The sequence below is a fragment of the Variovorax sp. ZS18.2.2 genome (assembly GCF_024701975.1).
Lineage (GTDB): Bacteria > Pseudomonadota > Gammaproteobacteria > Burkholderiales > Burkholderiaceae_C > Variovorax.
The window spans coordinates 1,709,061-1,733,734 of record NZ_JANLNM010000001.1 but is presented as its reverse complement, the minus strand read 5'-3'; the positions used below and the strand labels follow the sequence as shown (position 1 = coordinate 1,733,734).

General features: G+C 65.3%; 24 protein-coding genes and 1 pseudogene. 14 read left to right on the top strand and 11 right to left on the bottom strand.

All coding sequences use genetic code 11. The features are described from left to right. Nucleotides 1-180: 180 nt before the first annotated feature. Complete coding sequence (locus NU688_RS08155) at nucleotides 181-1,551, top strand: serine hydrolase (protein ID WP_257860034.1); 1,371 nt, start codon at nucleotides 181-183, stop codon at nucleotides 1,549-1,551. A 130-nt stretch (nucleotides 1,552-1,681) separates the two neighbouring features. On the opposite strand, the pseudogene NU688_RS08150 reads toward NU688_RS08155, so the two are convergent. Further along, nucleotides 1,682-3,733, bottom strand: a pseudogene (locus tag NU688_RS08150) (hypothetical protein); the annotation flags it as partial. A 298-nt stretch (nucleotides 3,734-4,031) separates the two neighbouring features. Next, on the bottom strand, nucleotides 4,032-4,286 hold the full coding sequence (locus tag NU688_RS08145; protein ID WP_257860033.1) for a hypothetical protein: 255 nt from the start codon (nucleotides 4,284-4,286) through the stop codon (nucleotides 4,032-4,034). Between the two features lie 68 nt (nucleotides 4,287-4,354). Here NU688_RS08145 and NU688_RS08140 point away from each other — a divergent pair, with 68 nt between their 5' ends. The 6 genes from NU688_RS08140 (at nucleotide 4,355) to NU688_RS08115 (ending at nucleotide 12,557) form a co-directional block, all read left to right on the top strand. Further along, nucleotides 4,355-5,197 (top strand): alpha/beta fold hydrolase, encoded by an 843-nt coding sequence (locus NU688_RS08140; protein WP_257860032.1) that lies wholly within the window; start codon nucleotides 4,355-4,357, stop codon nucleotides 5,195-5,197. 320 nt (nucleotides 5,198-5,517) lie between these two features. Further along, the gene (locus NU688_RS08135; protein ID WP_257860031.1) at nucleotides 5,518-6,261 is read left to right on the top strand and encodes a helix-turn-helix domain-containing protein; all 744 of its coding nucleotides are present in this window, start codon (nucleotides 5,518-5,520) and stop codon (nucleotides 6,259-6,261) included. A gap of 244 nt (nucleotides 6,262-6,505) precedes the next feature. Continuing rightward, complete coding sequence (locus NU688_RS08130; RefSeq protein WP_257860030.1) at nucleotides 6,506-8,176, top strand: AMP-binding protein; 1,671 nt, start codon at nucleotides 6,506-6,508, stop codon at nucleotides 8,174-8,176. A gap of 2 nt (nucleotides 8,177-8,178) precedes the next feature. Then, nucleotides 8,179-9,063 (top strand): Crp/Fnr family transcriptional regulator, encoded by an 885-nt coding sequence (locus NU688_RS08125; protein ID WP_257860029.1) that lies wholly within the window; start codon nucleotides 8,179-8,181, stop codon nucleotides 9,061-9,063. A gap of 598 nt (nucleotides 9,064-9,661) precedes the next feature. After that, a complete protein-coding gene (locus NU688_RS08120; RefSeq protein WP_257860028.1) occupies nucleotides 9,662-11,374 on the top strand; it encodes a tannase/feruloyl esterase family alpha/beta hydrolase in 1,713 nt (570 codons plus the stop codon). A gap of 103 nt (nucleotides 11,375-11,477) precedes the next feature. Continuing rightward, complete coding sequence (locus tag NU688_RS08115; RefSeq protein ID WP_257860027.1) at nucleotides 11,478-12,557, top strand: TRAP transporter substrate-binding protein; 1,080 nt, start codon at nucleotides 11,478-11,480, stop codon at nucleotides 12,555-12,557. Between the two features lie 112 nt (nucleotides 12,558-12,669). On the opposite strand, the gene NU688_RS08110 is transcribed toward NU688_RS08115, so the two are convergent. The 5 genes from NU688_RS08110 to smpB all read right to left on the bottom strand — a co-directional run bounded on the left by NU688_RS08110 (nucleotide 12,670) and on the right by smpB (nucleotide 15,481). Further along, nucleotides 12,670-13,062 (bottom strand): ATP-binding protein, encoded by a 393-nt coding sequence (locus NU688_RS08110; protein WP_257860026.1) that lies wholly within the window; start codon nucleotides 13,060-13,062, stop codon nucleotides 12,670-12,672. A gap of 81 nt (nucleotides 13,063-13,143) precedes the next feature. Next, nucleotides 13,144-13,980: an anti-sigma factor gene (locus tag NU688_RS08105; protein WP_257860025.1), complete on the bottom strand. Its 837-nt coding sequence runs from the start codon at nucleotides 13,978-13,980 to the stop codon at nucleotides 13,144-13,146. 10 nt (nucleotides 13,981-13,990) lie between these two features. After that, nucleotides 13,991-14,506 carry a sigma-70 family RNA polymerase sigma factor gene (locus NU688_RS08100; RefSeq protein ID WP_257860024.1) on the bottom strand — a complete coding sequence of 172 codons (516 nt, stop codon included), beginning with the start codon at nucleotides 14,504-14,506 and terminating at the stop codon, nucleotides 13,991-13,993. A 31-nt stretch (nucleotides 14,507-14,537) separates the two neighbouring features. Then, nucleotides 14,538-14,906, bottom strand: coding sequence for a hypothetical protein (locus NU688_RS08095; protein ID WP_257860023.1), 369 nt, complete (start codon nucleotides 14,904-14,906; stop codon nucleotides 14,538-14,540). A gap of 98 nt (nucleotides 14,907-15,004) precedes the next feature. Next, entirely contained in the window at nucleotides 15,005-15,481 is a 477-nt protein-coding gene (gene smpB / locus NU688_RS08090) for an SsrA-binding protein SmpB (protein WP_257860022.1), read from the bottom strand. A gap of 62 nt (nucleotides 15,482-15,543) precedes the next feature. On the opposite strand from smpB, the gene NU688_RS08085 reads away from it, so the two are divergent. After that, nucleotides 15,544-15,990, top strand: a complete 447-nt coding sequence (locus NU688_RS08085; RefSeq protein WP_257860021.1) for a type II toxin-antitoxin system RatA family toxin — start codon at nucleotides 15,544-15,546, stop codon at nucleotides 15,988-15,990. Further along, nucleotides 15,991-16,326, top strand: a complete 336-nt coding sequence (locus tag NU688_RS08080; protein WP_257860020.1) for an RnfH family protein — start codon at nucleotides 15,991-15,993, stop codon at nucleotides 16,324-16,326. It begins immediately after the preceding gene. Between the two features lie 10 nt (nucleotides 16,327-16,336). On the opposite strand, the gene NU688_RS08075 is transcribed toward NU688_RS08080, so the two are convergent. Beyond that, the gene (locus NU688_RS08075; protein WP_257860019.1) at nucleotides 16,337-16,858 is read right to left on the bottom strand and encodes a DUF4124 domain-containing protein; all 522 of its coding nucleotides are present in this window, start codon (nucleotides 16,856-16,858) and stop codon (nucleotides 16,337-16,339) included. A gap of 128 nt (nucleotides 16,859-16,986) precedes the next feature. On the opposite strand from NU688_RS08075, the gene guaB reads away from it, so the two are divergent. From guaB to guaA, 4 genes are all read left to right on the top strand, one after another. Next, nucleotides 16,987-18,456 (top strand): IMP dehydrogenase, encoded by a 1,470-nt coding sequence (gene guaB, locus NU688_RS08070; protein ID WP_257860018.1) that lies wholly within the window; start codon nucleotides 16,987-16,989, stop codon nucleotides 18,454-18,456. 166 nt (nucleotides 18,457-18,622) lie between these two features. Then, nucleotides 18,623-18,871 (top strand): type II toxin-antitoxin system Phd/YefM family antitoxin, encoded by a 249-nt coding sequence (locus tag NU688_RS08065; RefSeq protein ID WP_257860017.1) that lies wholly within the window; start codon nucleotides 18,623-18,625, stop codon nucleotides 18,869-18,871. Between the two features lie 11 nt (nucleotides 18,872-18,882). Next, nucleotides 18,883-19,302 carry a type II toxin-antitoxin system VapC family toxin gene (locus tag NU688_RS08060; RefSeq protein ID WP_257860539.1) on the top strand — a complete coding sequence of 140 codons (420 nt, stop codon included), beginning with the start codon at nucleotides 18,883-18,885 and terminating at the stop codon, nucleotides 19,300-19,302. Nucleotides 19,303-19,313: 11 nt separating this feature from the next. Beyond that, complete coding sequence (gene guaA, locus NU688_RS08055) at nucleotides 19,314-20,933, top strand: glutamine-hydrolyzing GMP synthase (protein ID WP_257860015.1); 1,620 nt, start codon at nucleotides 19,314-19,316, stop codon at nucleotides 20,931-20,933. Between the two features lie 10 nt (nucleotides 20,934-20,943). On the opposite strand, the gene NU688_RS08050 is transcribed toward guaA, so the two are convergent. Further along, on the bottom strand, nucleotides 20,944-21,912 hold the full coding sequence (locus tag NU688_RS08050; RefSeq protein WP_257860014.1) for an AraC family transcriptional regulator: 969 nt from the start codon (nucleotides 21,910-21,912) through the stop codon (nucleotides 20,944-20,946). Nucleotides 21,913-22,063: 151 nt separating this feature from the next. Here NU688_RS08050 and NU688_RS08045 point away from each other — a divergent pair, with 151 nt between their 5' ends. Further along, nucleotides 22,064-22,927 carry an SDR family NAD(P)-dependent oxidoreductase gene (locus NU688_RS08045; RefSeq protein WP_257860013.1) on the top strand — a complete coding sequence of 288 codons (864 nt, stop codon included), beginning with the start codon at nucleotides 22,064-22,066 and terminating at the stop codon, nucleotides 22,925-22,927. Nucleotides 22,928-22,977: 50 nt separating this feature from the next. Here the strand turns inward: NU688_RS08045 and NU688_RS08040 are convergent, their stop codons facing one another. After that, the gene (locus NU688_RS08040; protein ID WP_257860012.1) at nucleotides 22,978-24,015 is read right to left on the bottom strand and encodes an MBL fold metallo-hydrolase; all 1,038 of its coding nucleotides are present in this window, start codon (nucleotides 24,013-24,015) and stop codon (nucleotides 22,978-22,980) included. A 67-nt stretch (nucleotides 24,016-24,082) separates the two neighbouring features. Then, nucleotides 24,083-24,670: a TetR/AcrR family transcriptional regulator gene (locus NU688_RS08035; RefSeq protein WP_257860011.1), complete on the bottom strand. Its 588-nt coding sequence runs from the start codon at nucleotides 24,668-24,670 to the stop codon at nucleotides 24,083-24,085. Between the last annotated feature and the right edge of the window lie 4 nt (nucleotides 24,671-24,674).

Below are 24,674 nucleotides of genomic sequence, written 5' to 3'. Positions count from 1 at the left end.
GGAGAGGGTTGACACGCCCTCATGCGCCCGAACAGAGGCGCAGGGCGTGTTGCAGCAAGTAAGGTCCGGGTCGGTATGACAGACCCGGTCGTTGCGCGGGGCGGGCATGGCGCTCGCCCCGTTTTTTTGCCTCGGCAAATCGCCATTCAACAAATAAAGAGACAAAGAGAGGTATCGCACATGCAGCAATTTCTTCGCCTGAAAGCACTGGCCATCGCGACTGCGGCGGCACTGGCACTCGCAGCCTGCGGTGGAGGAGGGAGCGACGGCAACGCTTTCTATCCACCTGCACCCACCGCAGCCGCGGAGCCCGCGCTGGCGCCCGCATCGCCCGAATCGGCCGGCTTCTCTTCAGACCGCTTGAAGACGGTGATCGAGACGGCGCATGCCTTCGTCGACAACAAGAAGGGCGCGGCACCTCCCGGCATCGCCCTCTATGTGGCGCGCCACGGCAAGATCGTGCTCGACGACATCTACGGCAAGAGCGACCTGGCCAGCGGCGCGGCGCTGAAGGCCGACACCATCTACCGCATCTACTCGCAGACCAAGCCGGTCACCGCGGTCGCCATGCTCAAGCTCTACGAGCAGGGCAAGTGGCAGCTGGACGACCCGGTCACCAGGTTCATTCCGGAGTTCGCGAACCTGCAGGTCTACAAGGGCAAGGACGACAAGGGCAACGCGATCCTCGAGCCCGCATCGCGGCCTGCCACCATGCGCGAGCTGATGACCCACACGGCGGGGTTTGCCTACGGGCTCGTGGCCGGCGAATCGGATGTGGACGACATGTACCGTGCATCGAACATGCTCGGCCAGCCGGGTACGAAGGCCTTCATCGACAAGCTGGCTTCGCTGCCGCTGGCCTACCAGCCCGGCGAAAAGTGGAAGTACTCGATCGCCATGGATGTGCAGGGCGTCATCGTCGAACGGCTGTCGGGCCAGTCGTTCTCGCAGTTCATGCAGGACAACATCTTCGGCCCCCTGCGGATGAAGGACACGGGCTTCTATGTCCCCGAGGACAAGCGCTCGCGGCTGGCCACGCTCTATGGCGTGGACCCGGCAAGCGGCCAGATCGCGCCTTACACCAGCGGGTTGTTCCTTCTCGACATCTTCACCAACCCGCCCGTATTGCCCAGCGGCGGCGGTGGCCTGGTGTCGACGACGGCCGACTACGCGCGCTTCGCGCAGATGCTGCTCAAGGGCGGCGAACTCGAAGGCGTGCGCATCCTCAAGCCCGAGACGGTGAAGCTGATGATGAGCAACCACCTGTCCGACAAGGTTCAGGCGTACCTGCAGGGGAACAAGGTGCCTGTCTTTCCGGGTGCGGGCTTTGGTTTCGGCCTGAACGGTGCCGTGGTGGTGGACCCTGCAAAGTCCCCGCTCAAGCAGGGCAAGGGAACCTACACATGGGGCGGTGCGGCGGGCACGACATTCTGGGTGGACCCGGCCAACGACATGATCGTGCTGGGCATGATTCACGTGCTGGGGCTGTCGGGCTCATTGGCCTCCCTCAGCCCGTCGATCTACGACGCGCTGACCGATCCGTCCAAATAGTCGGTGTGCATTCAGCAGTGCAGGCAACTGCCAGAGGTTGTCTGAAAAGGCGCGCGCAACAAGCCACATAGGGCCCACGACGCGCGCCTCTTCCGGAGGTGCTTGCTTGCTGTTTGCTGTTTGTCGCCTGTCAGCCCAGCAGGCCGTGCAGGATGCTCGTCACCGGCGAGACCGCATGCTCGACCAGGCTGGTGATCGGGGTCACGACCTCGGTCACCAGCGGGGTGACAACGTCGCCGATACCGTTCACCGCACCGGCCACCGTGTCGACAACCGGCGCCACCGCGCCCGCTGCACCGGCGAGGATGTCGGCCACCGGCTCGACCACGCTGGTTGCGGCACCCGCCACGGTTGCGATGATCGGCGCGACGGTGTCCGTCAGGCTGCCCGCTACCTCGGAGATCGGCTCCAGGATGTTGGCGACCGGACCGTCGCTGCCAAGGACGCCGCCCAGCAGGCCGTCGTCACCCAGCACGCCACCGAGAAGACCGCCGTCGCCGCCAAGCAGGCCACCCAGCAGACCGTCGTCACCCAGCACGCCACCGAGGAGACCGCCGTCGCCGCCAAGCAGGCCACCCAGCAGACCGTCTTCACCCAGGACACCGCCGAGGAGGCCGCCGTCGCCACCGAGCAAGCCGCCCAGCAGACCGTCTTCACCCAGGACGCCACCGAGGAGACCACCGTCGCCACCGAGCAGGCCGCCCAGCAGACCGTCCTCACCCAGTACGCCGCCGAGCAGACCACCGTCGCCACCGAGCAAGCCGCCCAACAGACCGTCGTCACCCAGGACGCCACCGAGGAGACCACCGTCGCCACCGAGCAGACCGCCCAGCAGGCCGTCATCACCCAGGACACCGCCGAGCAGGCCACCGTCGCCACCGAGCAGGCCGCCCAGCAGGCCGTCATCGCCCAAGACGCCACCGAGGAGACCACCATCGCCGCCGAGCAGACCGCCCAGCAGACCGTCGTCACCAAGGATGCCGCCGAGGAGGCCACCGTCGCCGCCGAGCAAGCCGCCCAGCAGGCCGTCGTCGCCAAGGATGCCGCCGAGCAGGCCGCCGTCGCCACCGAGCAAGCCACCCAGCAGACCGTCATCACCCAGGACACCGCCGAGCAGGCCGCCGTCGCCGCCGAGCAAGCCGCCCAGAAGGCCGTCATCGCCCAGGACACCGCCGAGGAGGCCACCGTCGCCGCCGAGCAGACCGCCCAAGAGGCCGTCATCGCCCAGCACGCCACCGAGCAGGCCACCGTCGCCGCCGAGCACGCCGCCCAGCACGCCGCCCAGCAGGCCGCCTTCGCCCAGCACGCCGCCAAGCAGGCCACCGTCACCGCCGAGCAATCCGCCCAGCAGGCCGTCGTCACCCAGCACGCCGCCGAGCAGGCCATCGCCATTCAGAAGATTCGCCACGCCGTCGGTGAGGAAGTCCACTTGCGTGTCGACCGCATTGAGCAGCGCTGCCGTCGTTCCGGCACCCAGCAGTTGGTCGGTCAGCGGGCTGATGAGGCCGCTCACGCCGTCCGTCACCTGGTCCACCACGCCGTCGACCGGGTCGAGGATGTTGGGGCTGTTCGGGGTAAACGTGGTGCCGAGCAGCGGGCCAAGCAGACCGTCGACCGTGTCGGTCACCGTGTCGGTGATGCCGGCCACCGGGGTCAGCAGGTCGCCCAGGCCGAGGTCGCCGAGCAGGCCGTTGTTCAGTCCGCTGGCGATGCCGCCCACGATGCTGTCGACCGGATCGAGCAGCGCCGGGCCGCCAGGCGTGCCGGGGTTGCCGCCGCCGATGCCGTCCAGGAGGCCGCCGAGCAGACCGCCCAGGAGGCCGTCTTCACCGATCAGGCCACCGACGATGCCGTCTTCGCCGAGCAGGCCGCCAGCCAGGCCGTCCGGTCCGAGCAGGCCACCGACAAGGCCGTCGCTGCCGAACAGGCCGCCGACCAGGCCGTCGTCGCCCAGCAGGCCACCGAGGAGACCGTCGTCGCCAAGCAGGCCACCCACGAGGCCGTCGCTGCCGAGCAGACCGCCGACCAGGCCGTCGTCGCCCAGGAGGCCACCGAGGAGGCCGTCGTCGCCAAGCAGGCCGCCGAGGAGACCACCGTCGCCACCGAGCAAACCACCCAGCAGGCCGTCATTACCCAGAACACCGCCGAGGGGGTCGTCGTCGCCGACAAGACCCTCGATCAATTCGGTCAACGTTTGCGAAAGGCTCATGCTCACCTCTGTAAAAAAATAGGGGCCGACGCAAGGGCAACTTGCATGCCGCTGTCCTGCAGCCCAGCCAACGATGCGCCTGCAGCGACTCAAGTCGTTGATCCACATGAGATTTCTCGATCGAGCTTCGATTGGAACGGCACGTTGGCGCAGGGCTGCCAGGTGTTATTTCGCGACGCGTTACGTAACGTCGTGTCGTTTCGAGCCGGAGCAACGCGCTTGTTACGTAGGGATTGCTCACACACCGTGGTGTCTGTATTAATCCTTTTTTCTAATGCGAAAAAATGGCGAGGCCGCGCTGCGCCTCTTCATCGGATGCGTCGCACACCGCGATGCAGCGCAGGGTTCGAGGTGCAGCAGGGGATGGCGCCGGCAAAGCAGATGAGCGCCGAAACCTCGAAGAGGAAAAGATGTCCTTTTCCATACCGTTCAAGGGCACCGCAATCATTTTCAAGCGCGGTTGCGCATCCCATAGTCCAGGTTCCGCATTCGTCTCGATGAACTTCGCCGGGTCTGTGCGCCGCATGGCGGAGCGGCCACGGCGTCGGCGACTGAATGTCCTCTCCCTCTCTTCACCCGCCAGCCACCACCCGCATGAGCTACGCAAAATCCGGAAACACCCACATCTACTACGAGCGCCGGGGGCAGGGCCCCGCGGTCGTCTTCTGCCACGGCGCGGGCTCCAACGCCGCCACGTGGTGGCAGCAGTTGCCGACCTTCGCCAGGCGGTACACCTGCATCACCATCGACAACCGCGGGTTCGGCCGGTCGGTCGCACCGGCGAGCGGATTCAGGCTCGACGTGTTCGCGGACGATGTGCTGGCCGTGATGGATGCCGAGGGTATCGACAGCGCGGCGCTGATCTGCCACTCGCTCGGCGGGATGACCGGGCTGCGCCTGGCGTTGCGGGAGCCGCAGCGGGTCTGGGCCTTTGCGTGCTGCGATTCGCCCATGGCGATCCGGCATGCGCAGATGCTGGCGAACGTTCGCGGGTTTTTTCTGTCGGTCGAGTTGGGCAACCTCGAGAACAGCGCGCTGAGCCCGGGCTTCGTGCAGCGGCACCCCGAGTTGGCGGTGCTCTATCGGCAGATCAATCAGTTCAACCCGTCCATCTTCAACGAGGAGGCGAGCGCCGGCCTGAGCGCGCGCCTCGCATCGTTGCTGCAACTGGACCAGTTGCTGCCGCTGGAGGTGCTGGAGGTGCTTGGGTGCCCCACGTTGCTTCTGGTCGGCTCGGAAGATCCGATCGTGACACCCGCGGTCGTGCGCGATGTGGCCCGCCATATTCCCGGCAGCCGGGTGGTGGAGATCGAAGGCGCCGGCCACTCTCCCTATTTCGAGCAGCCCTTGCGCTTCAACACGGAGGTTCTGTCGTTTCTGGAGGAGGCGGCACAAGCATTGCCCGCCGCACATCCGATGGCCAGACGCACCGGTTGATACGAAGGTTTGGCACGCTGGTATTCGGGTGCTCCACCATCGCGGTTTGTCCGTTTTCATACCGTTCGAGGTCACTGCGATCATTTTCAGGCGTGGCCCCGTGGCTCATAGTTCGTTTACATCAAGCGATGAACCGAGGCCCATGTGTCGGCGGCGATGAACGCGGTTGCAAACATCGCTCAGGTCGCACACAGGCCCGTCAAGAAAACCCACGTTCGGATTGGAAAGATATTTTTCTCGAACCCTCAACCCATGGCGTTTCCGCGCGGTTCCAAGGACTCGCGACCGCCCCGCCCATCGGCCTGCCGAGGCCGAGCGTCTTGCGGCAGGTCGGACTCACCGAGCCGATGTCGGTGCAGGCCATCGTCGCGCTCGTCGGGCACGGCGATGCGCTGTCCGCCGCGATTCGCCGGCGCCTCGACCTGATGCGCCATGCCTCGGTGGCGTTCGAGACGATGGTCGACCTCGCGGTCGCCTCGCGCGCCGGCCAGCGCTTCGATCTGCTGGTGCTGGTGTGGCCGGCCGATGCCACCGCCGAGGGCCTGGCGATGCTGTGCGCCAGCGTCGCGGTGCCCATGCTGGTGGTGGTCGAGCGGCAGGTTTGCATCGAGCTTCAGGAGCGGCGCATCGCCGTCGGCGGCAACGTCGATTTCGTGACCTTGCCCAAGGACGATGGGGAGTTCGAATCGGGCGTGTGGGACATGCTGGCGCGCTTCGGCGTCGGCATGGTGATGCCGCCGAAGATGGACGAGGTGGTTTGCGGCGACTACCGGTTTCGCGCATCGCAATGGACCGTGGTGCTGCCCGACGGCCGGACGGTCCATCTCAAGCCGCTCGAATTCAAGCTCGGGCTCCTGCTGTTCTGCAACCAGGGCCGGCTCCTGCCGCGCGACTGGCTGTGGTCGGCGCTCTGGCACCGGGCGCCGCGCCCGGGTGAGCGTTCGCTCGATGTCTGCATCGCGGGCGTACGCCGGACCTTGGGCCTGCACGCAGCGGGACGCGGGCTGGTGCTGCGTGGGATCTACAAGCAAGGCTATCGGCTGGACGCCGTGATGGCCGATTGAGGCCCTCGATCGATCGGCTGCACGCCGGATTTGCAGCGATCGACGACGGGCCCTTCTTCATGCGCTTCAAAAAACTCGCTGCTTCCGCGCAGCGTGGGTGAAAAACTGCGTCCGTTGCGAGGACCGCGCGCTGTTCGTGTCCTATTTCATATCGTTTAAGGACGCCGCAATCATTCTCAAGCTCGGCATCAAAGTCCATAGTCCGGCATCTGCATCCGACTCGATGAACATCGCTTTGATTCCAATGAAAAAGAGACACTGGCAGGCTTCCTATGGTTACATCCCCCGGGAAATAGATGCCGACCGCTATGCTACGGTTAACGTTCTTCTCGAACTCGCCATGGAGCGCTTCCATGCGCAGCCGGCGTTCCATGGTTTCTGGCAGACCTTGACTTTCTCCGACGTCCGGCAGATGTCCTCGGATTTCGCCGCCTACCTGCAGAAAGTGGCGGGCCTGAAGAAGGGCGATCGCGTGGCCGTGATGCTGCCGAACGTGCTGGCATTTCCCGTGGCCTTCATCGGCATCGCGCAGGCCGGCGGCGTGCAGGTGAACGTGAACCCGCTGTACACGGCGCGCGAGCTGCAGCACCAGCTCGAGGATTCCGGCGCGGAACTCATCGTGATTCACGAAGACGCGCTGCCGACATTGGCTGAAGTCGTCCACACGACGGGCATCCGGCGGGTCGTCATCGTCACGGCCGGCGATCTGCATGGCCTCGAACCCACGGACCTGCCGACGGACCGGCGCCTCGGCACCACCATCACGCTGCCCGCGGCCATCGCGGAGGGCGCCCACCTCGGTTTCGACCCCGTGGACATTCGCGGCGAAGACCTGCTGTTCCTGCAGTACACCGGCGGCACCACCGGCCCGTCGAAAGGCGCGGCGCTCACCCATCGCAACCTGGTGGCGAACATCGAGCAGTTCAGGGCCTTCATGCCCGAAGCGCTGCGCGATGGGCAAGAGGTGGTCGTGACGGCCATTCCGCTGTATCACATCTTCGCGCTTATGGTGAACTTCCTGTCCTACTTCATGGCCGGCGCGCAGAACTGGCTGGTCGAGAACCCCCGGCGCATGGATGCCTTCATCGATGTGCTGAAGACCGCGCGGCCGACCGTCTTCACCGGCGTCAACACCCTCTACGCGGGCCTTGCGGCGCACCCCCGCATGCACGAGATCGACTGGTCGCGCCTGCGGTTGTCCATGGGCGGCGGGGCGGCCGTGCTGAAGCCAACGTCCGAGCGCTGGGAGGCCCTGACGGGGTGCTACATCCTGGAGGGCTACGGCCTTTCGGAGACCTCGCCGATCGTCTCGGCCAATCCGCTGCAGATGCTGCGGTACACCGGCACGACCGGGCTTCCGCTCCCCTCGACGGACGTCAGGCTGCTCGACGCGTCGGGCCTGGACGTGGAGATCGGCCAGCCCGGCGAAGTGTGCGTGCGCGGCCCGCAGGTCATGCGCGGCTACTGGCGCAAGCCCGAGGCCAACGTGGCGGCCTTCACGGGCGATGGGTACTTTCGCACCGGCGATATCGGCGTCTTCGACGATGAGGGATTCCTCAGGATCGTCGATCGCAAGAAGGACATGGTCATCGTCTCGGGCTTCAACGTCTATCCGAACGAGGTGGAGGCCGTGGCCGCCGAGTACCCGGGCGTCTTCGAGTGCGCGTGCGTCGGCGTTCCGGACGACAGGACCGGCGAGGCGGTGATGCTGATGGTGGTGGCTGCCCCCGGCGCGACGCCGAGCGTGACGCCACTGCTCGCGCACTGCCGCGCGAGGCTCGCCGCCTACAAGGTGCCCAGGCGCATCCGTTTTGTCGATGCGCTGCCCAAGTCCGCGGTCGGGAAGATCCTGCGCCGCGAGCTGCGGCTGCTGGCCGGATCGGGGTCCGAATCCAACGCCGTGGCGCAGGCCTGACGATGAGCCTGGCGATCAGTCTGATGCTGGGCCCGCGCGGCGGGGCTGTTCTCGAGGAGGACGGGCAGCCGCAAGACGTCGCCGCGGCGCGCGCGGAGGCGCCGCAAGGGTCACTCTCGCCCGCGCCCCTGCAGCTGGTGCAGCCGATGCAGGTGCCGCTGCTCGCTCCGGCCGAGCGCGAAGCGATCAGCAGCGGGACCTGGTTTTCTTCGCTCTCGCCCACGGTTCGCCACGATCTGCTGTGCCGGGCGGTCGTCAGGCGCTACGCCGACGGCACCTCGATCCATGGCCGGGACGCCACGCAGCCCACGCTCGAGGTGGTGGTGCAGGGCGCGGTGCGCATCAGCCCACCGCTGTCGCGCGACACCGGGCCGACGCTGGCCTACCTGCCGCAGGGCACCTGGTTCTCGGATGTGAGCGCGCCGGGTGCCAGGCAACGGATTCATGCCGCCTATGCCTGCGGCCGCACCACGGTGCTCGGCATCGAGGGCGAGAACCTGCATTTGCTTCTGCGGCGTCACGAGGAGCTGCGCGATGCCGTCACGGAGCTCAAGCAGCGCCTCGCGCTCAAGCTCTTCGACACGCTGCACGACCTGGCGACATTGCCGCTGCCGGCACGGCTGGCCAATTGCCTGCTGCGCCTGTGCGTGGACTTCGGGGCGCTGGAGCCGCCACAAGGCGCGGTGCGCATCGGCATCGCCCTGAAGCAGGGCACCTTGGCCCGGATGGTGGGCGTGTCGCGCCAGCGGATCAACCTCGAACTCAAGACGCTCGAGCGGCAGGGCGTTCTGCGCGTCGGGGCGGAGATCACCGTGCTGGACCGCGCGGCGCTCATTGCCATGGGCAGTCTTCATCGAACGCGGGAAAGCGCTGTGATGCGCTGGTAGTGAGGCTGGGGCAGGTCGAGCTGCTGCTGCTACCGCTACGTACTTGTTGGGATTCCTAAAAAAATGAGAGACAACAATGAGTTCTACGCTGAATGCCTGTGGGAGAGGCCCGACTTGCGGCCTCGTGCTTCTTCTTGCGACGGCTTGCGGAGGAGGGGGATCGGACGGCGTGGCCTTCGTTCCCGTGCCGACAGGGTCCGCGGCACCGCCTGCTGCTGACCCGCCTCCCGCTGACCCGCCTCCCACGCCTGCGCCGTCGAGCGCGGCAGGTCTGCGCCGCGCTCGACGGCATGCCCGGCAAGAGCGCTCCCAAGCTCACCGCCGCCCTCGTTGCCGTCACGGACACGGTGCGTTGTGCCGGTATCCGCGGTACCCGCGCTATGCCGAGCCTGCCAATGACTTGGCCGCAGCAAGGCTTGCGAGCAATTACGCCTGCACTCTGCCCAAATAAATGATTCGGGCATTGCGGTGCGCCCAAGGCGATAAATAAAAGGAGGTTTGCAAGCAGGTCTAAATCTATTTAAGCCTTCGGTGATTAATTTGCCGGAGCCGGTTTTTTCCATGATCAGTCAATTTAAATTAATATGTGGAGGCAGTTGTGAAATCATTTCAATTGGCATGCGGGCTGCTGCTGGCGTCGTCGCTGTACCCGATGTTGAGTCATGCAAATCAAGCGACAATGAATCGCGCGCAATGCGATCAGTTCAAAAGCGCAACCATTGCTGCAAACGAAATTGGCCTGCCCACGACAGGGGCAGGCATCGTGAATGCAGAATGGAAATTCGAGGGTCTGCTCGGGGTCGACTCCTACTGCAAGCTCGACGGAGAAATCAGTCCGGTCGATCCGGCGGCGCCTCCGATCAAATTCACCGCCAATTTCCCGATGATCTGGAACAAGCGCGCTCTGATGTTTGGTGGTGGCGGATTGAATGGAACCATTCCCCCATCCAATGGGCCATTCATGCACTCTCTGTTCGTTGAATCGCCGTTGAAACAGCGCTTTGTCACCTTTTCCAGCGATTCGGGGCATTCTTCCAAAGGTCTCGCTGTCACCGACGGCAGTTTTGCACTGAACGAAGAGGCGTTGAACAACTTTGCGGGCGACGCATTGAAGAAAACCAGGGATACGGTGGCGTATCTGATCAATGCGGGTTATGCGACGCGGCCGACGTATTGGTATGGAATTGGTGGCTCGGAAGGCGGGCGCGAAGTATTGGCGCTGGCACACCGGTGGCCCGAGGAGTGGGACGGTATCGTCAGCTGGTATCCCGCAGCCCGTATCGCCGACCAGGTCAGGTCCTATGCAGGCTGGTCGCAGGCATTGGCTGCGCCGGGTGGCTTTCTGAGTGTGAATGAACGGCAGGTACTGCACGAGAGCGTACTTGCAACGTGCGACGGGCTCGACGGTGTGAAGGATGGATTGGTGAGCAATCCAGACGCTTGCCGAGCGGCATTCAATCCGAAAAACGCAAAGAAGGCGGACGGGTGGCCATTGCGCTGTATTTTTCAATCTGCCGCCGGCCTCAACGAGGTTTGCCTCTCGGATTCGCAAATCAATACCCTCAATGTCATGACCAGCCCCACGTCGTTTTCAACGAAAACCGTTCGCGGCGACAAGGATTTTCCGGGGGTTGAATGGAATGCCGCTTTTGGCATCAGCAAAATAAAAGACCTTGAATCGGGAGTCGGTGCTATTGCTGGCGTGATGGGCATGGGATTTGTTGCGCCGTCATATCCGGAGGTGACTGACGATTTTAAGCGTCTGGCCATGGCTGCCGACACGCAATTCGGAGACGCCGCCTTCAGATATTTTGTTGCACGAAATGCCACTGCAAATATTCTGAAATTCAATGTCAATGATCCTGGTCCATTTCAATCGCGAATCACGGCTCTGGAAGGGTTGTTGAACATGAATAACTCGGATTTGACGCCATTTTTCAAAAAAGGAGGAAAAATCATTCTGCTGCAGGGCATGTCGGATCCGGTGGTTCCGTTGCAAAGCACCCGGCGCTATTACAACGATGTCGTGAGCGCGGTGAATGCCACAAAACCCGGATCGGCGTCGAGCAGCATTCGCTACTATGAAATTCCCGGCATGGGCCATGCGGCGGGTGGAGACTTCAACGGGCAATGGGACGGCCTCGCGGCGGTGCAGAAATGGGTGGAGGACGGTACGGCGCCTGTCTATCCGGTGGTCTGGGATCTTCTCAATCCACTGACCAGCAGGCCGTTGTGTGAATATCCGGCATGGCCGAAATATGTGGGCGGGAATGCCGATTTTTTCCTCAGCTTTAAATGCGCAACGAATTGACGGAGCGCTTGGTGCGCAATCGAATTTGCGCCTGAACCTGACAGAAATTCCCAGTGCAGTCGTGTGCTGGGGTTCGTTTTTTCAGTAACCCGGAGTGAATTCCATGCACCGCCGTTCCCTCATCCAAACCACCGGCATCGCCGGCATCCTGGCCGCCGGCATCGCGCCCGCCGTGCATGCCCAGCCCGCCATCCGCTGGCGCCTCGCATCGAGCTTCCCCAAGTCGCTCGACACCGTCTACGGCGCCGCCGAGGTGTTCGCCAAGAGCGTGGGCGACATGACAGGCGGCAAGTTCCAGATTTCGGTGCACGCCAGCGGCGAACTGATGCCCGCCTTCGGCGTGGTCGACGGCGTGCAGAACGCATCGGTCGAGCTGGCGCACACGGCGCCGTATTACTTCTACGGCAAGGACCCGACCTTCTGCCTCGGCTGCACCGTGCCCTTCGGCATGAACGCGCGCCAGCAGAACGCCTGGATGTACGAGGGCAACGGCCTGAAGCTGATGCGCGCGTTCTACGCCAAGTACAACATCATCAATTTGCCGGGCGGCAACACGGGCGCGCAGATGGGCGGCTGGTTCCGCAAGGAGATCAAGTCGGTCGCCGATCTGAAGGGCCTGAAGTTCCGCACCAACCCGTTCGCGGGCAAGGTGCTGGAGCCCTTCGGCGTGGTGCCGCAATCGATTCCCGCGGCCGACCTGTACCCGGCGCTGGAGAAGGGCACGCTCGACGGTCTCGAATGGGTCGGCCCGTACGACGACCAGAAGCTGGGCTTCAACAAGATCGCGCCGTTCTATTACTACCCGGGGTGGTGGGACGGCGGGCCCGAGGTCGACTTCTTCATCAACGCCAAGGCGTGGGAGGGGTTGTCGGCGGAGTACAAGGCCATCGTCGAGACGGCGGCTGCGCACGCCAACATCACGATGACCGCCAAGTACGACGCGAGGAACCCCGTGGCGTTGAAGCAGCTCGTGGCCTCGGGCACCAAGCTGCGGCCGTTCTCGCAGGACGTGATGAACGCGGCGTTCAAGTCGGCCCAGCAGATCTACGCGGACCTGAACGCCAGCAACCCCGAGTGGAAGAAGGTGTACGGCGACTGGTCGAAATTCCTGGCCGACCAGAACGCGTGGTTCCGCTACACCGAGGGCACGTTCGATCGCTTCATGCAGCAGCAGAAGCTGTAGGCGGTCAAGCGGGTCGTCGTCGACGGGCATTTCCTTTGCGCCCATGAAAAAAGCCCCGGTCCATCGAGGCCGGGGCTTTCGCGGTCAGGCGACCGGAGGAACGATCAGGCGGTCAGGGACGCGCGATCTTCCAGTTGCCGCCCACGCCGTCGCCGGTCTTGTCGCCCGGCTTGGCATCCTTGGCCCAGTAGTACAGCGGCCAGCCCTTGTAGGCCCATTGGCGCTTGGCGTCTTCGCGAATGATGATGGTGTAGCCGCCGATGGGCTTGGCGGTGTCGGCCACGGGGAGCGGCGGCCAGTTGGTCGCGCACTGGGCGTTGCAGACGGAGGTGCCGGTGCCGGCCGTGTCCTTGGTGAAGGTGTAGAGCGTCATGCCGTTCGGTCCGACCAGCACGCCGTCGGCGGTGCGGGTGGGCGTGTCGGGGGCGCTGGCGGTCTTGTTGGACATACCGCCGCAGCCGGCGAGCAGGGCCGCCGCGAGGATCGAGGCGCTGAGCAATTTCATGCAGTTTCTCCTTCGGTTTGAAAAATCGCGAAAACAAACAATCAGGCGGGTTGTTGCGCGAGCCGGCAGTTTATGCCGGCCTCACGACAAATCGCGGTAGGCGAGGGTCGCGAGTTTCAGCAAAACGTCGCGTGGTAGCTTGCCAGCAACGGCATAGCCGAAGCCCTGGTCGACCCAGTAGAAGCTCGGCACGGGGCCTTCGGAGGCGAAGCGGAAGGCGGTTTCCTTCAACGCCTCCGGTGACGAGCCCGCGGCCCGGGCGTCGAGGGTGCCGATGTAGAGCGTGACGCGCTCGCCCGCCGCGTCCTCGAACATGAACTGGGCGCGCGCGCCGGTCTCGCCGGGCAGCAGGCGTCCGCCGACGAGGGTGTAGCCCAGGGTGCTCAGGTCGGGCACCTTGAGCGGCCGGTCCAGGCGCCTGGAGAGCCACTGCACGAGGTGCTGCTGCTCGGAGGCGGCCACTTCGACCGCGTGTCTTTTCTCGGGCGCGTAGACGGCATGGGCGATCGATGCGTCGTGCACGAACTCGCGCATCGCGGGGGCCTTGGCCAGCACGGCCGACGGGCTGCGTGATGCCGACCATTGCGCGTTGCCGAGCCAGCCCGCGGCAAACGCGATGAGCACGCCGGCCGCCATGCCGCCCCAGCGCATCCAGCTGCTGCGCCGGGCCTGGCGGGGCAGGTGGTGGTCGAGGGCGCTCATCAGCGGCGCGGGAATGGGGTCGTCCAGCAGTTCGCCATGCAGGCGGCGCAGGGCATCGCGCTGCGTGTGCCAGGCCGCGACCTTCGCGGCCATGGCGGGGTCGCGCGCGAGGGCCTCCTCGACGGCGGACCGGCGATCCGGGGCGAGCTGGCCATCGACCAGCGCGTGCAGTTCGTCGTCGGTGACGTCGGGGGAAGGAGGGGCAGGGCGGTTCATGGGGCGGGTTTCACTTGAGGCGGCGCAGGCCCGGACGATGCGGTGCGGCGGCGCCGTCCAGCAGCTCCTGCAGTCGCACGCGGGCGCGCGAGAGGCGCGACATCACGGTGCCGGCGGGAATGCCGAGCACCTTGGCCACCTCGGCATAGGACATGTCTTCGAGCGTCACCAGCAGCAGTACGGCGCGCTGCTCCTCGGGCAGTTGCATGAGGCAGCGTTGCAGGTCGAGGCCCGTGCCCTGGTCGCGGCCGGGGTCGACGCCGCCGTGCTGTTCGTGCGTGATGTCGTCGAGCGACACCACGGCGTGCGGCGGCGGCGTGCGCCGCACCTGGCTCGCGAAGATGTTGTGCATGACGGTGAAGAGCCATGCGCGCAGGTCGCTCCCCACCACCCAGAGCCGCCACTTGCTGCAGGCCCGCTCCAGGGTGTCCTGCACCAGATCGTCGGCCGCCCACGTGTTGCCCGTGAGCGCGCGCGCATAGCGGCGCAGGCTCGGGATGTGGTCGACCAGCAGGCGGGCGTCCATGGGTGGATGGATTGCGGGAGGCGCGTCCGGATCAGGGCTTGGCGGTCTTCCAGTTGCCGCCCACGCCGTCACCGGTCTTGTCGCCCGGCTTGGTGTCCTTCACCCAGTAGTACAGCGGCCAGCCCTTGGCGGCCCATTGCTTCTTGCCGTCGTCGCGGGTGACGATGGTGAAGTCGCCGCTAGGCTTGTCGCTGTCGGCGGCCATGAAGGGCGGCCAGTTGGTGGCACACCCGCCGTTGCAGACCGACTTGCCGTTGCCGGCAGTGTCCTTCTCGAAGGTGTAGAGCGTCATGCCGGTCGCGCCGACCAGCGCGCCATCGGCGGCCTTGGGTTGGGCGAATGCGGGGAGGGTGAGCAGTGCGGCGGCGATGCCTGCGGAAAAAAGGCGGAGAGGCGACATGGAAAGACTCCTGAGGTTGGATGGCATCGGCAATCCGATGACACCGCACAAACGCCTGCAGCCCGCGTTTTATTCCATGCCGCGCAAAAAAAGAATGACTAGCGGCTGCGGCTCTTCATCGCGCGCTCGACCTCGCGCTTGCCTTCGCGGTCCTTGATGGTGTCGCGCTTGTCGTGCTCGGCCTTGCCCTTGGCCAACGCGATGTCGCATTTGACCTTGCCCGCCTTCCAGTGCAGGTTGAGCGGCACCAGCGTGTAGCCCTTCTGCTCGACCTTGCCGACGAGCCGGCGGATTTCTTCCTTGTGCAGCAGCAGCTTCTTGGTGCGGATCGAGTCGGGGCTCACGTGCGTCGAAGCGCTCTTGAGCGGATTGATCTGCAGGCCTACGACGTAGAGTTCGCCGTCGCGGATGACCACGTAGCCGTCGGTGAGCTGCACCTTGCCTTCGCGCAGCGACTTGACTTCCCAGCCTTCGAGGACCATGCCGGCCTCGAAGCGTTCTTCGAAGAAATAGTTGTACGCGGCCTTCTTGTTGTCGGCAATGCGGGAGGAGTTATCTTGTTTCTTTGTGGCCATGGCTCGGGAAGATGGGGACGCATGGCTTCAATACAATCCGTCGCGCACGCTGCACCGATTCTATGAAAACAGTCAACAAGTCCGTCCTCATCTGGTACAGCGCCGAAGAGATGTACGCGCTCGTCACCGATGTGGCGAAGTATCCGCAGTTCCTTCCGTGGTGCGACAAGGCCCGGATCGTCGAAGAGGACGAAGGCGGCATGACGGCCGAAGTCGGCCTCGCCTTCGGCGGCTTTCACCAGAGCTTCACCACCCGCAACACGCATGTGCCGGGGCGCGAGGTGCAACTGAAGCTGGTCGACGGGCCGTTCTCCAACCTCGATGGCCACTGGAAGTTCGTACCCGTGGGCGAGGCAGGCGAACGCGCCTGCCGCGTCGAGCTGCACATGAGCTATGGATTCAGCAACTTCGCCTTGCAGGCGCTCGTGGGGCCGGTGTTCGACACGATCGCATCGAGCCTGGTCGAAGCCTTCGTCAAGCGCGCCGAGCAGGTCTACGGCGCTTCCTGAATGATCGAGGTCACGCTGACTTGCTCGCCCGCGGCACGCGAGGTGTTCGAGCAGGTGCTGCAGCTTGAAGAAGGCATCGTCCTGAGCGAGGCGGTGCGGGCGAGCGGGTTGTCGCAGCGCTTTCCCGATCTCGATTGGCGGCATGCCATGACGCCGGGTGTCTGGGGCAGGGCGGTCGAGTGGAGCCAGGTATTGAAGGACGGCGATCGCATCGAGCTGTGCCGTCCGCTCACGGTCGATCCGAAGGTGGCGCGCCGCGAGCGCTTCAAGCGCCAGGGCGCGCGGGGCACTGGCCTCTTTGCGAGCCAGCGCAAGGGTGGCAAGACCGGCTACTGAGGCAGCCGGTTTACTTGCAGTCGCTGTCGATGACTGACTGAACGCGCTTCTGCTCGTCGGCGCGGGTGGTGTCGTCCATGATCTCGCGCTCGCCCTTGGCATTCACCTTCGCGATGCGGATGCCGCTGTCCAGCGTGGACTTGCCTTCGCGGGCGCGGGCGCAGTTGTCGGCCTTGGACTTGGCGACCTTCGCCTCTTCGGCCGCGCGCTTGGCCTTCTCTTCGGCCTCGGCCTTCTTGGTCTTTTCTTCGAGTTCCTTGTCGACGCCGCTCGGCTTCGGTGCGGCGGCGCTTTCTCGCGCCTTGGGCGCTGCGGCGTCGGTGCCCTCGGCCGCCGGGGCGTCAATGCCGGTGGCGGGCCGCGGCGGCGGCGTGCCCGAACGGCGCAGGATGTTCTTCTCGGGAACATCGGGCGGCGGCGCCTGGTCGCTGAAGACCTTCTTGCCGTTCTTGTCGATCCATTGCCATTGCGCGCTCGCAGAGAGCGGCAGCGCCACGACACATCCCACCAGCAGCCAGTGCATGAATTTCATGCCCGAAGTTTAGCCGCGCCTTACTTCTTGCAACATCCTCATTCGCTGCTTTTGCAACGGTCCGGAAAAGCCCGGGCCGGCGAACGACCTGGGAGCCTCGTTACAATCCGTCTTTTGGAGCTTCACCCATGCGCCTTCTCGGCAAAGCGCTCACCTTCGACGACGTGTTGTTGGTGCCAGCGTTCTCCCAGGTCCTGCCCAAGGACACCTCCCTCGCCACCAAACTCTCCCGCAACATCACGCTGAACCTGCCGCTCGTCTCGGCGGCCATGGACACCGTGACAGAAGCCCGCCTCGCGATCGCCATCGCGCAGGAGGGCGGCATGGGAATCGTGCACAAGAACCTCACCGCGCAACAGCAGGCCGCCGAAGTGGCCCGCGTGAAGCGCTATGAATCGGGCGTGCTGCGCGACCCGGTGGTGATCACGCCGACGCACTCGGTGCGCCAGGTGATGGCGCTTTCCGACCAGCTCGGCATCTCCGGCTTCCCGGTGGTCGACGGCGGCAAGGTCGTGGGCATCGTGACGGGGCGCGACCTGCGCTTTGAAACCCGCTACGACGTGCCCGTCAGCGAAATCATGACGCAGCGCGACAAGCTCATCACCGTGCCCGACGGCACCACGCTGGCCGATGCCAAGGCGCTGCTCAACAAGTACAAGCTCGAGCGCCTGCTGGTCATCAACAACGAATGGGAGCTCAAGGGCCTCATCACCGTCAAGGACATCACCAAGCAGACCAGCTTTCCCAACGCCGCACGCGACCCCTCGGGCCGGCTGCGCGTGGGCGCGGCGGTCGGCGTGGGTGACGGCACCGAGGAGCGCGTCGAAGCGCTGGTGAAGGCCGGCGTCGATGCCATCGTGGTCGACACCGCCCACGGCCACAGCGCCGGCGTGATCGAGCGCGTGCGCTGGGTCAAGCGCAACTATCCGCAGGTCGACGTGATCGGCGGCAACATCGCCACCGGCGACGCCGCGCGCGCGCTGGCCGATGTCGGCGCCGATGCGGTCAAGGTCGGCATCGGCCCGGGCTCCATCTGCACCACCCGCATCGTGGCGGGCGTGGGCGTGCCGCAGATCATGGCGGTCGATAGCGTCGCCACCGCGCTGCAGGGCACGGGCGTTCCGCTGATCTCCGACGGCGGCGTGCGCTACTCGGGCGACATCGCCAAGGCCATCGCCGCAGGCGCCAGCACCGTGATGATGGGCAGCATGTTCGCCGGTACCGAAGAGGCACCCGGCGAAATCGTGCTGTACCAGGGCCGCAGCTACAAGAGCTACCGAGGCATGGGCTCCATCGGCGCGATGCAGCAGGGCAGTGCCGACCGGTACTTCCAGGAATCGACCACCGGCAACCCCAACACCGACAAGCTCGTGCCCGAAGGCATCGAAGGCCGCGTGCCCTACAAGGGCTCGATCGTCTCGATCGTCTACCAGATGGCCGGCGGCGTGCGTGCCAGCATGGGCTACTGCGGCTGCGCGACCATCGAGGACATGCAGAACAAGGCCGAGTTCGTCGAGATCACCACGGCCGGCATCCGCGAGAGCCACGTCCACGACGTGCAGATCACCAAGGAAGCGCCGAACTACCGCGCTGAGTAATGTGGCCCCCACGCGCCCCCACTGCGTGTGGGGCGCTGCCCCCCAAGGGGGCCGCAGGCCGCCTTGGGGCGGCCCGGCGCCGGCCTGAAGCTTAATCTGGCCAGACCTTGAAAGTCAGGCCAGACTCGGTTTAGAATTTGGGCCAGATTCAATTTTTCTGGCCCAAATGCAATCCATCGGCATCGCTGAAGCCAAGAACAACTTCTCGGCCCTGATCGACCTGGTCGAAAAGGGCGAGGAGGTTCGCATCACCCGCCACGGCAAGGAAGTCGTGCGCATGCTGCCGGTGCGCCGCAAGCCCGTCATCACCGACGAGCAGATCGAGCGCGAACTCGGCCAGATCGACGCGCTGCACGCCACCATCCAGCCGGGTCTCTCATTGCGCGCATTGCTCGACGAAGGGCGCCAATCGTGACAGCCTTCGTCATGGACGCCTCCGTCACCGCCGCCTGGCTGCTGCCCGACCAGGCCAGCGAACACACCCGCAAGCTCTACGCCGCCATCCGCCGCGACGAGGTCGAGCCGCAGGCGCCCAACGCCTGGCAATGGGAGTGCGCCAACATCCTCGCCAACGGCGTGCGCAGCGGCCGCATCCCCACATCCGCGGTCGAAGGGCTGTGGAGCGTGCTCGATGCCATCCGCCATCGCGTCGAACTGCACGAGCTCGCGCCTGCCCAGCACAAGGCCGTGCTCGCGGTGGCCATCGATGCCGGCATCTCGACCTATGAAGCGGGCTATCTCTGGCTCGCCAAGTCGCTCAATCTCCCGCTCGCCACCTTCGACGAGCACCTCATCCAGGCAGCGCCCAAGGCGGGCGTGAAGCTGTTCGACATTTCAACGCTCTGAGTCCTCTCGCCATGCAACACGACAAGATCCTCATCCTCGACTTCGGCTCGCAAGTCACGCAGCTCATCGCACGCCGCGTGCGCGAGGCGCATGTGCTGAGCGAAGTGCATCCCTGCGACGTCACCGACGAATGGGTGCGCGAATACGCGGCCGACGGCCACCTGAAGGGCGTGATCCTTTCGGGCAGCCACGCGAGCGTGTACGAAGAAACCACCGACAAGGCCCCGCAGGCCGTGTTCGACCTCGGCGTGCCGGTGCTCGGCATCTGCTACGGCATGCAGACCATGGCGCACCAGCTGGGCGGCAAGGTCGAAGGCGGCCACAAGCGCGAGTTCGGTTTTGCGGCCGTGCGCGCCCATGGCCACACCGCGCTGCTGAAAGACATCGCCGACTTCACCACGCCCGAAGGCCACGGCATGCTCAACGTGTGGATGAGCCACGGCGACAAGGTCACCGAGCTGCCCCCGGGCTTCAAGCTCATGGCGAGCACCGACAGCTGCCCCATCGCCGGCATGGCCGACGAGGCGCGCCGCTACTACGGCCTGCAGTTCCACCCCGAAGTCACGCACACGGTGCAGGGCAAGGCGATCATCGAGCGCTTCGTGCTCGGCATCTGCGATGCGAAGCCCGACTGGGTCATGCGCGACCACATCGCCGAAGCCGTGCAGAAAATCCGCGAGCAGGTGGGCGATGAAGAAGTCATCCTCGGCCTCTCGGGCGGTGTCGATTCGAGCGTGGCTGCCGCGCTCATCCACCGCGCCATCGGCGACCAGCTGACCTGCGTGTTCGTCGACCACGGCCTGCTGCGCCTGAACGAGGGCGACATGGTCATGGAGATGTTCGAAGGCAAGCTGCACGCGAAGGTCATTCGCGTCGATGCCAGCGACCTGTTCCTCGGCAAGCTCGCGGGCGTGAGCGAGCCCGAAGCCAAGCGCAAGATCATCGGCGGCGAGTTCGTCACGGTGTTCAAGCAGGAGGCAGCGAAGCTCAAGGCAGGCGATGGCGGCCACAAGGGCGCGACCTTCCTGGCCCAAGGCACGATCTACCCCGACGTCATCGAATCAGGCGGCGCCAAGAGCAAGAAGGCCGTCACCATCAAGAGCCACCACAACGTCGGCGGCCTGCCCGAGCAGTTGGGCCTCAAGCTGCTGGAACCGCTGCGCGATCTCTTCAAGGACGAAGTGCGTGAACTCGGCGTGGCGCTTGGCCTGCCGCCCGAGATGGTCTACCGCCATCCGTTCCCCGGCCCCGGCCTGGGCGTGCGCATCCTGGGCGAAGTGAAGAAGGAATACGCCGACCTGCTGCGCCGCGCCGATGCGATCTTCATCGAGGAGCTGCGCAACTTCACCGACGCCGAGACCGGCAAGACCTGGTACGACCTCACGAGCCAGGCCTTCACTGTGTTCCTGCCCGTCAAGAGCGTCGGCGTGATGGGCGACGGCCGCACCTACGACTACGTCGTCGCACTGCGCGCCGTGCAGACCAGCGACTTCATGACGGCCGACTGGGCGGAGCTGCCGTACGCGCTGCTCAAGAAGGTGTCGGGGCGGATCATCAACGAGGTGCGCGGGATCAACCGGGTGACCTACGACGTGTCGAGCAAGCCGCCGGCGACGATCGAGTGGGAGTGACCCGGATATTTCAGACCTTGCTGCGCTGTTCTTTCAAGTCGCCGCGCAGCAACGAGATGTCGCGAATGGGGGGATTGCCGAACAGCCGCCTGTACTCGCGGCTGAACTGGGTCACGCTTTCATAGCCGACACGGTAGGCGGCGGAGGTCGCGTCCAGCCGCTCGGTCAACAGCAAGCGTCGCGCTTCATGGAGCCGGATGTGCTTTTGATACTGCAGCGGACTCATGTGCGTGATGGCGCTGAAGTGATGGTGCAGCGTCGACACCCCCATGGCAGCGACTTCCGCCAAGGCCTCGATACGGATCGCCTCGGCGTAATGCTCGCGCAGCCAGGCGATGGCCGTCAGGATCTTGTCGTAGCGGGGGTCCTGTCTGGCAATGCGACGTAGATGGCCGCCCGACGGTGCCATGAGCAGGCGGTATGTAATTTCGCGCAGCACCAGCGGCGCCATGATCGCAATGTCCCGAGGCTTGTCGGCGAGTGCGAGAAGCCGCACGAAAGCGTCGAGCAGTTCCGTGGGCATGTGGCCGAAAGCCATGCCGGATTCGGTGTCGTCCGTCACGGCGATGCCTTGCAGGTCGATCTCTCCTCCGACCGCCTGCACCAAGGCGAAGTCCAGCTTCAGCATCATGGACAGGCAGGGTCGACCGGGATGGGCCTCCAGCACGTGCGAGATCGTGGGCAGATCCATCGTCGTCAGCACAAACTTGGCGGCGTCGTACTCATAGGCATCCGAGCCCAGGACTACACGCTTGCGGCCCTGAACGACGAAGCCGACGCTGGGCTCGTAAAGCATCGAGGCGGGTTCGGTGGGGCTGTCGCGACGGTACAGGGCCAGGCCCGGCAATGCGGACACGTGGTCGCCAGCTTCAGGCAAGTGCGCCAACAGATGCGAGCGAAGGCGCGCACGCAGCGACGCGGCCTCCGGGTCTTCATCGGGCTGGGTCGATCGAGGCCGCGCGTCATTCATCAGAACCATGGAGTCATTGTGTCCAGAGGCTCTGGCCCGGACAAGAAATCCGCGCCCGGCAAGACGATCGGGCAATGATCGGGAAGGATCAGGCTAACGACCATCTGCAGCCATGCATAGAGTGAGGCCCCATCACAAACTGATGGGAACGAGATCGAATATGTCCAAGGTATGGCTTGTTACGGGTAGTGGCTCCGGCTTGGGCCGGTCAATCACAGTCAAGGCGCTGGAGGCGGGTCACCGTGTCGTGGCGACTGCGCGCGATGTGAGCCAGCTGGATGACTTGGTCGAGTCTTATGGCTCCCGCGTAAAGCCGGTCCGTCTCGACGTGACCGATGAGCGAGAGAGCGTCGCTGCCGTAGACGCTGCCATCTCGGCGTTCGGGCGCCTCGATGTTCTTGTGAACAACGCAGGGTTCGGTGAAACGCGGCCGTTCGAAGAGGTTTCATCGGACGACTTTCGTCGTGTCGTGGAAACCAATTTCTTTGGTGTCGTCAACCTCACGCGGGCCGCCCTTCCTGGAATGCGCCGGCAAAGGAGCGGTCACATCATCCAGATCTCGTCCGTCGGCGGTCGAACTGCCTTGGCGGGCAACGCTGCATATGTTGCTGCCAAGTGGGCGGTGGGTGGCTTTGCCGAGACCGTCGCTCTCGAATCGGCGCCGTTCGGCGTCAAGGTGACCGCGCTCGAACCAGGCGGCATGCGCACGAATTGGGGGAAGCGAGCGTTCGGGAGCGTGCTGCCCATGTTGCCGGACTACGAGGCCTCGGTCGGGGAGATTGTTCGGCAACTGGAAGCATATTGGGGCAATGAGCCAAGCGATCCTGAAAAGGTCGCGCAGGTCGTCGTCGGTGTTGCTGGAGCCGATCGTCTGCCGCCCCACATCCTCCTCGGCTCGGACGCATTCCAGGGCGCACTTGGCGCCGACGCAGCGAGAAATGCTGCTGCCGAGCGCTGGAAGGCTGTGAGCGCATGGACGGATATTGCTTCCGAGGGGCCACTGCCCGATTTCCCTTCCGAGTAAAAAACCAGCGGGCCCCGTTGCCCGCTCGGGACGGGGCCTCTCGCAGAAGATCAGTCCCGCGCGCCCACCCACCATGCGTCGCCTGCGTGCGGCGCGGCCAGCGCAACGCGCTCACCCATCACCGGTGTCGCAAGCTTCACATCGCGCGCCTTCGCCAACGCCTGAATGCGCTCGAAGGGCTCGTTCCAGGCGTGCATGGCCAGGTCGAAGGTGCCGTTGTGCACCGGCAGCAGCCAGCGGCCCCGCAGATCGAGATGGGCCTGCAGCGTTTCTTCGGGCTGCATGTGGACGTCGGCCCACTGCTTGTCGTAGGCGCCGGTCTCGATCATCGTCATGTCGAAGGGGCCGTAGCGATCGCCGATGGTCTTGAAGTCCGCGTGATAGCCGGTGTCACCGCTGAAGAAGACCCGCAGGTCGCCGGCCACGATCACCCACGACGCCCAGAGCGTGCGGTCCTCGTCGAGCAGGGTCCGGCCGGAGAAGTGTTGCGCGGGCACCGCCGCCAGCCGGACGTCGCCGACGGTCGTTTCGCCCCACCAATCGAGCTGCCGGACCCGGGCGGGATCGACGCCCCACGCGATCAGGCGTTCGCCCACGCCGAGCGGTGTGATGAACACCTCGACCTTCGGCGCGAGACGCGCGATGGCGGCGCGGTCGAGGTGGTCGAAGTGGTCGTGCGAGAGGATCACGCCCTTGATCGGCGGCAGGTCGTCGATGTCGATCGGCGGCGCATGGAATCGCTTCGGGCCGGCCCATTGCACCGGTGACGCGCGCTCGGAGAAGACCGGGTCGGTGAGCCAGAACTCGCCGCCCAGCTTGAGCAGCAAGGTCGAGTGGCCCAGGCGGTAGAGGCTGCCATCCGGCGCCGCGACGAGCGCCGCAGCCGTCAGCGGCTGCACGGGAATCGGGGTGCTCGGCACGGTCGTGTCGCTCTTGCCGGTCAGGAACTGCCAGCCGATCGCGACCGTCTTGAGGAAACCCATCGGCACGCGCGGCACGACGTTGCGGTAGATGCCGTCGCGCTGCTGCGGCGACTGGGGGTTGGCGGCGAGGCGCGGGCCGCAGGCGCAGAGCGAGGAGGTGGACATGGCGATGACTCCGATCATGAAAAGTTTGCGAAGGTGAGGGGGCGTGCGCTTCATTCGAGGCTCACGGTTAAGGCACGGCTGGCGCCGGCCCGCCGCACACCAGACGCACCGCGATGCGGATGCCGGCCTGGTACTCGGCCGGTGTCTTGGCGTAGTGCTTGAGGCCGTGAGAAGCCGCGAACAGGTGCTGCGCGAGCGACTTGGCCGTGAGGCCGGCGGCGCGCCAGGGCACAGCGGCCCCGGCCGACTGGATGGCTCGCGCGAGCTCCTTGGGCACGACGAGGTCGAACTCTTCCAGCACCGGGCCGACGAGTTCCCGCGCGGTCGCGACGATCTCGCTCATGTGTTCCAGCGACATCTGCGAACCGTCGTTCTGCGCATGCAGCGCCGCGAAGGCGCCGATCAATCGCTCCTCGATCGGCAGGTCTTCTTTTGCCAGCGCGGCCCGCATGGCGGCGATGCCCCGCTGCGCGAACCAGGTGACGGCTTCCTTGAAGAGCTCGTCCTTCGACGTGAAGTGCAGGTAGACGCCTTGGCGGGAAATGCCCGCGGCGCGCGCGAGATCGTCCATCGACGTCTTCCGGTAGCCGTAGCGCAGGAAGACGCCGAGCGCGGCCTCCATGATGGCGATGCGCCGGTCGGGAGCGGGGGCCATCAGC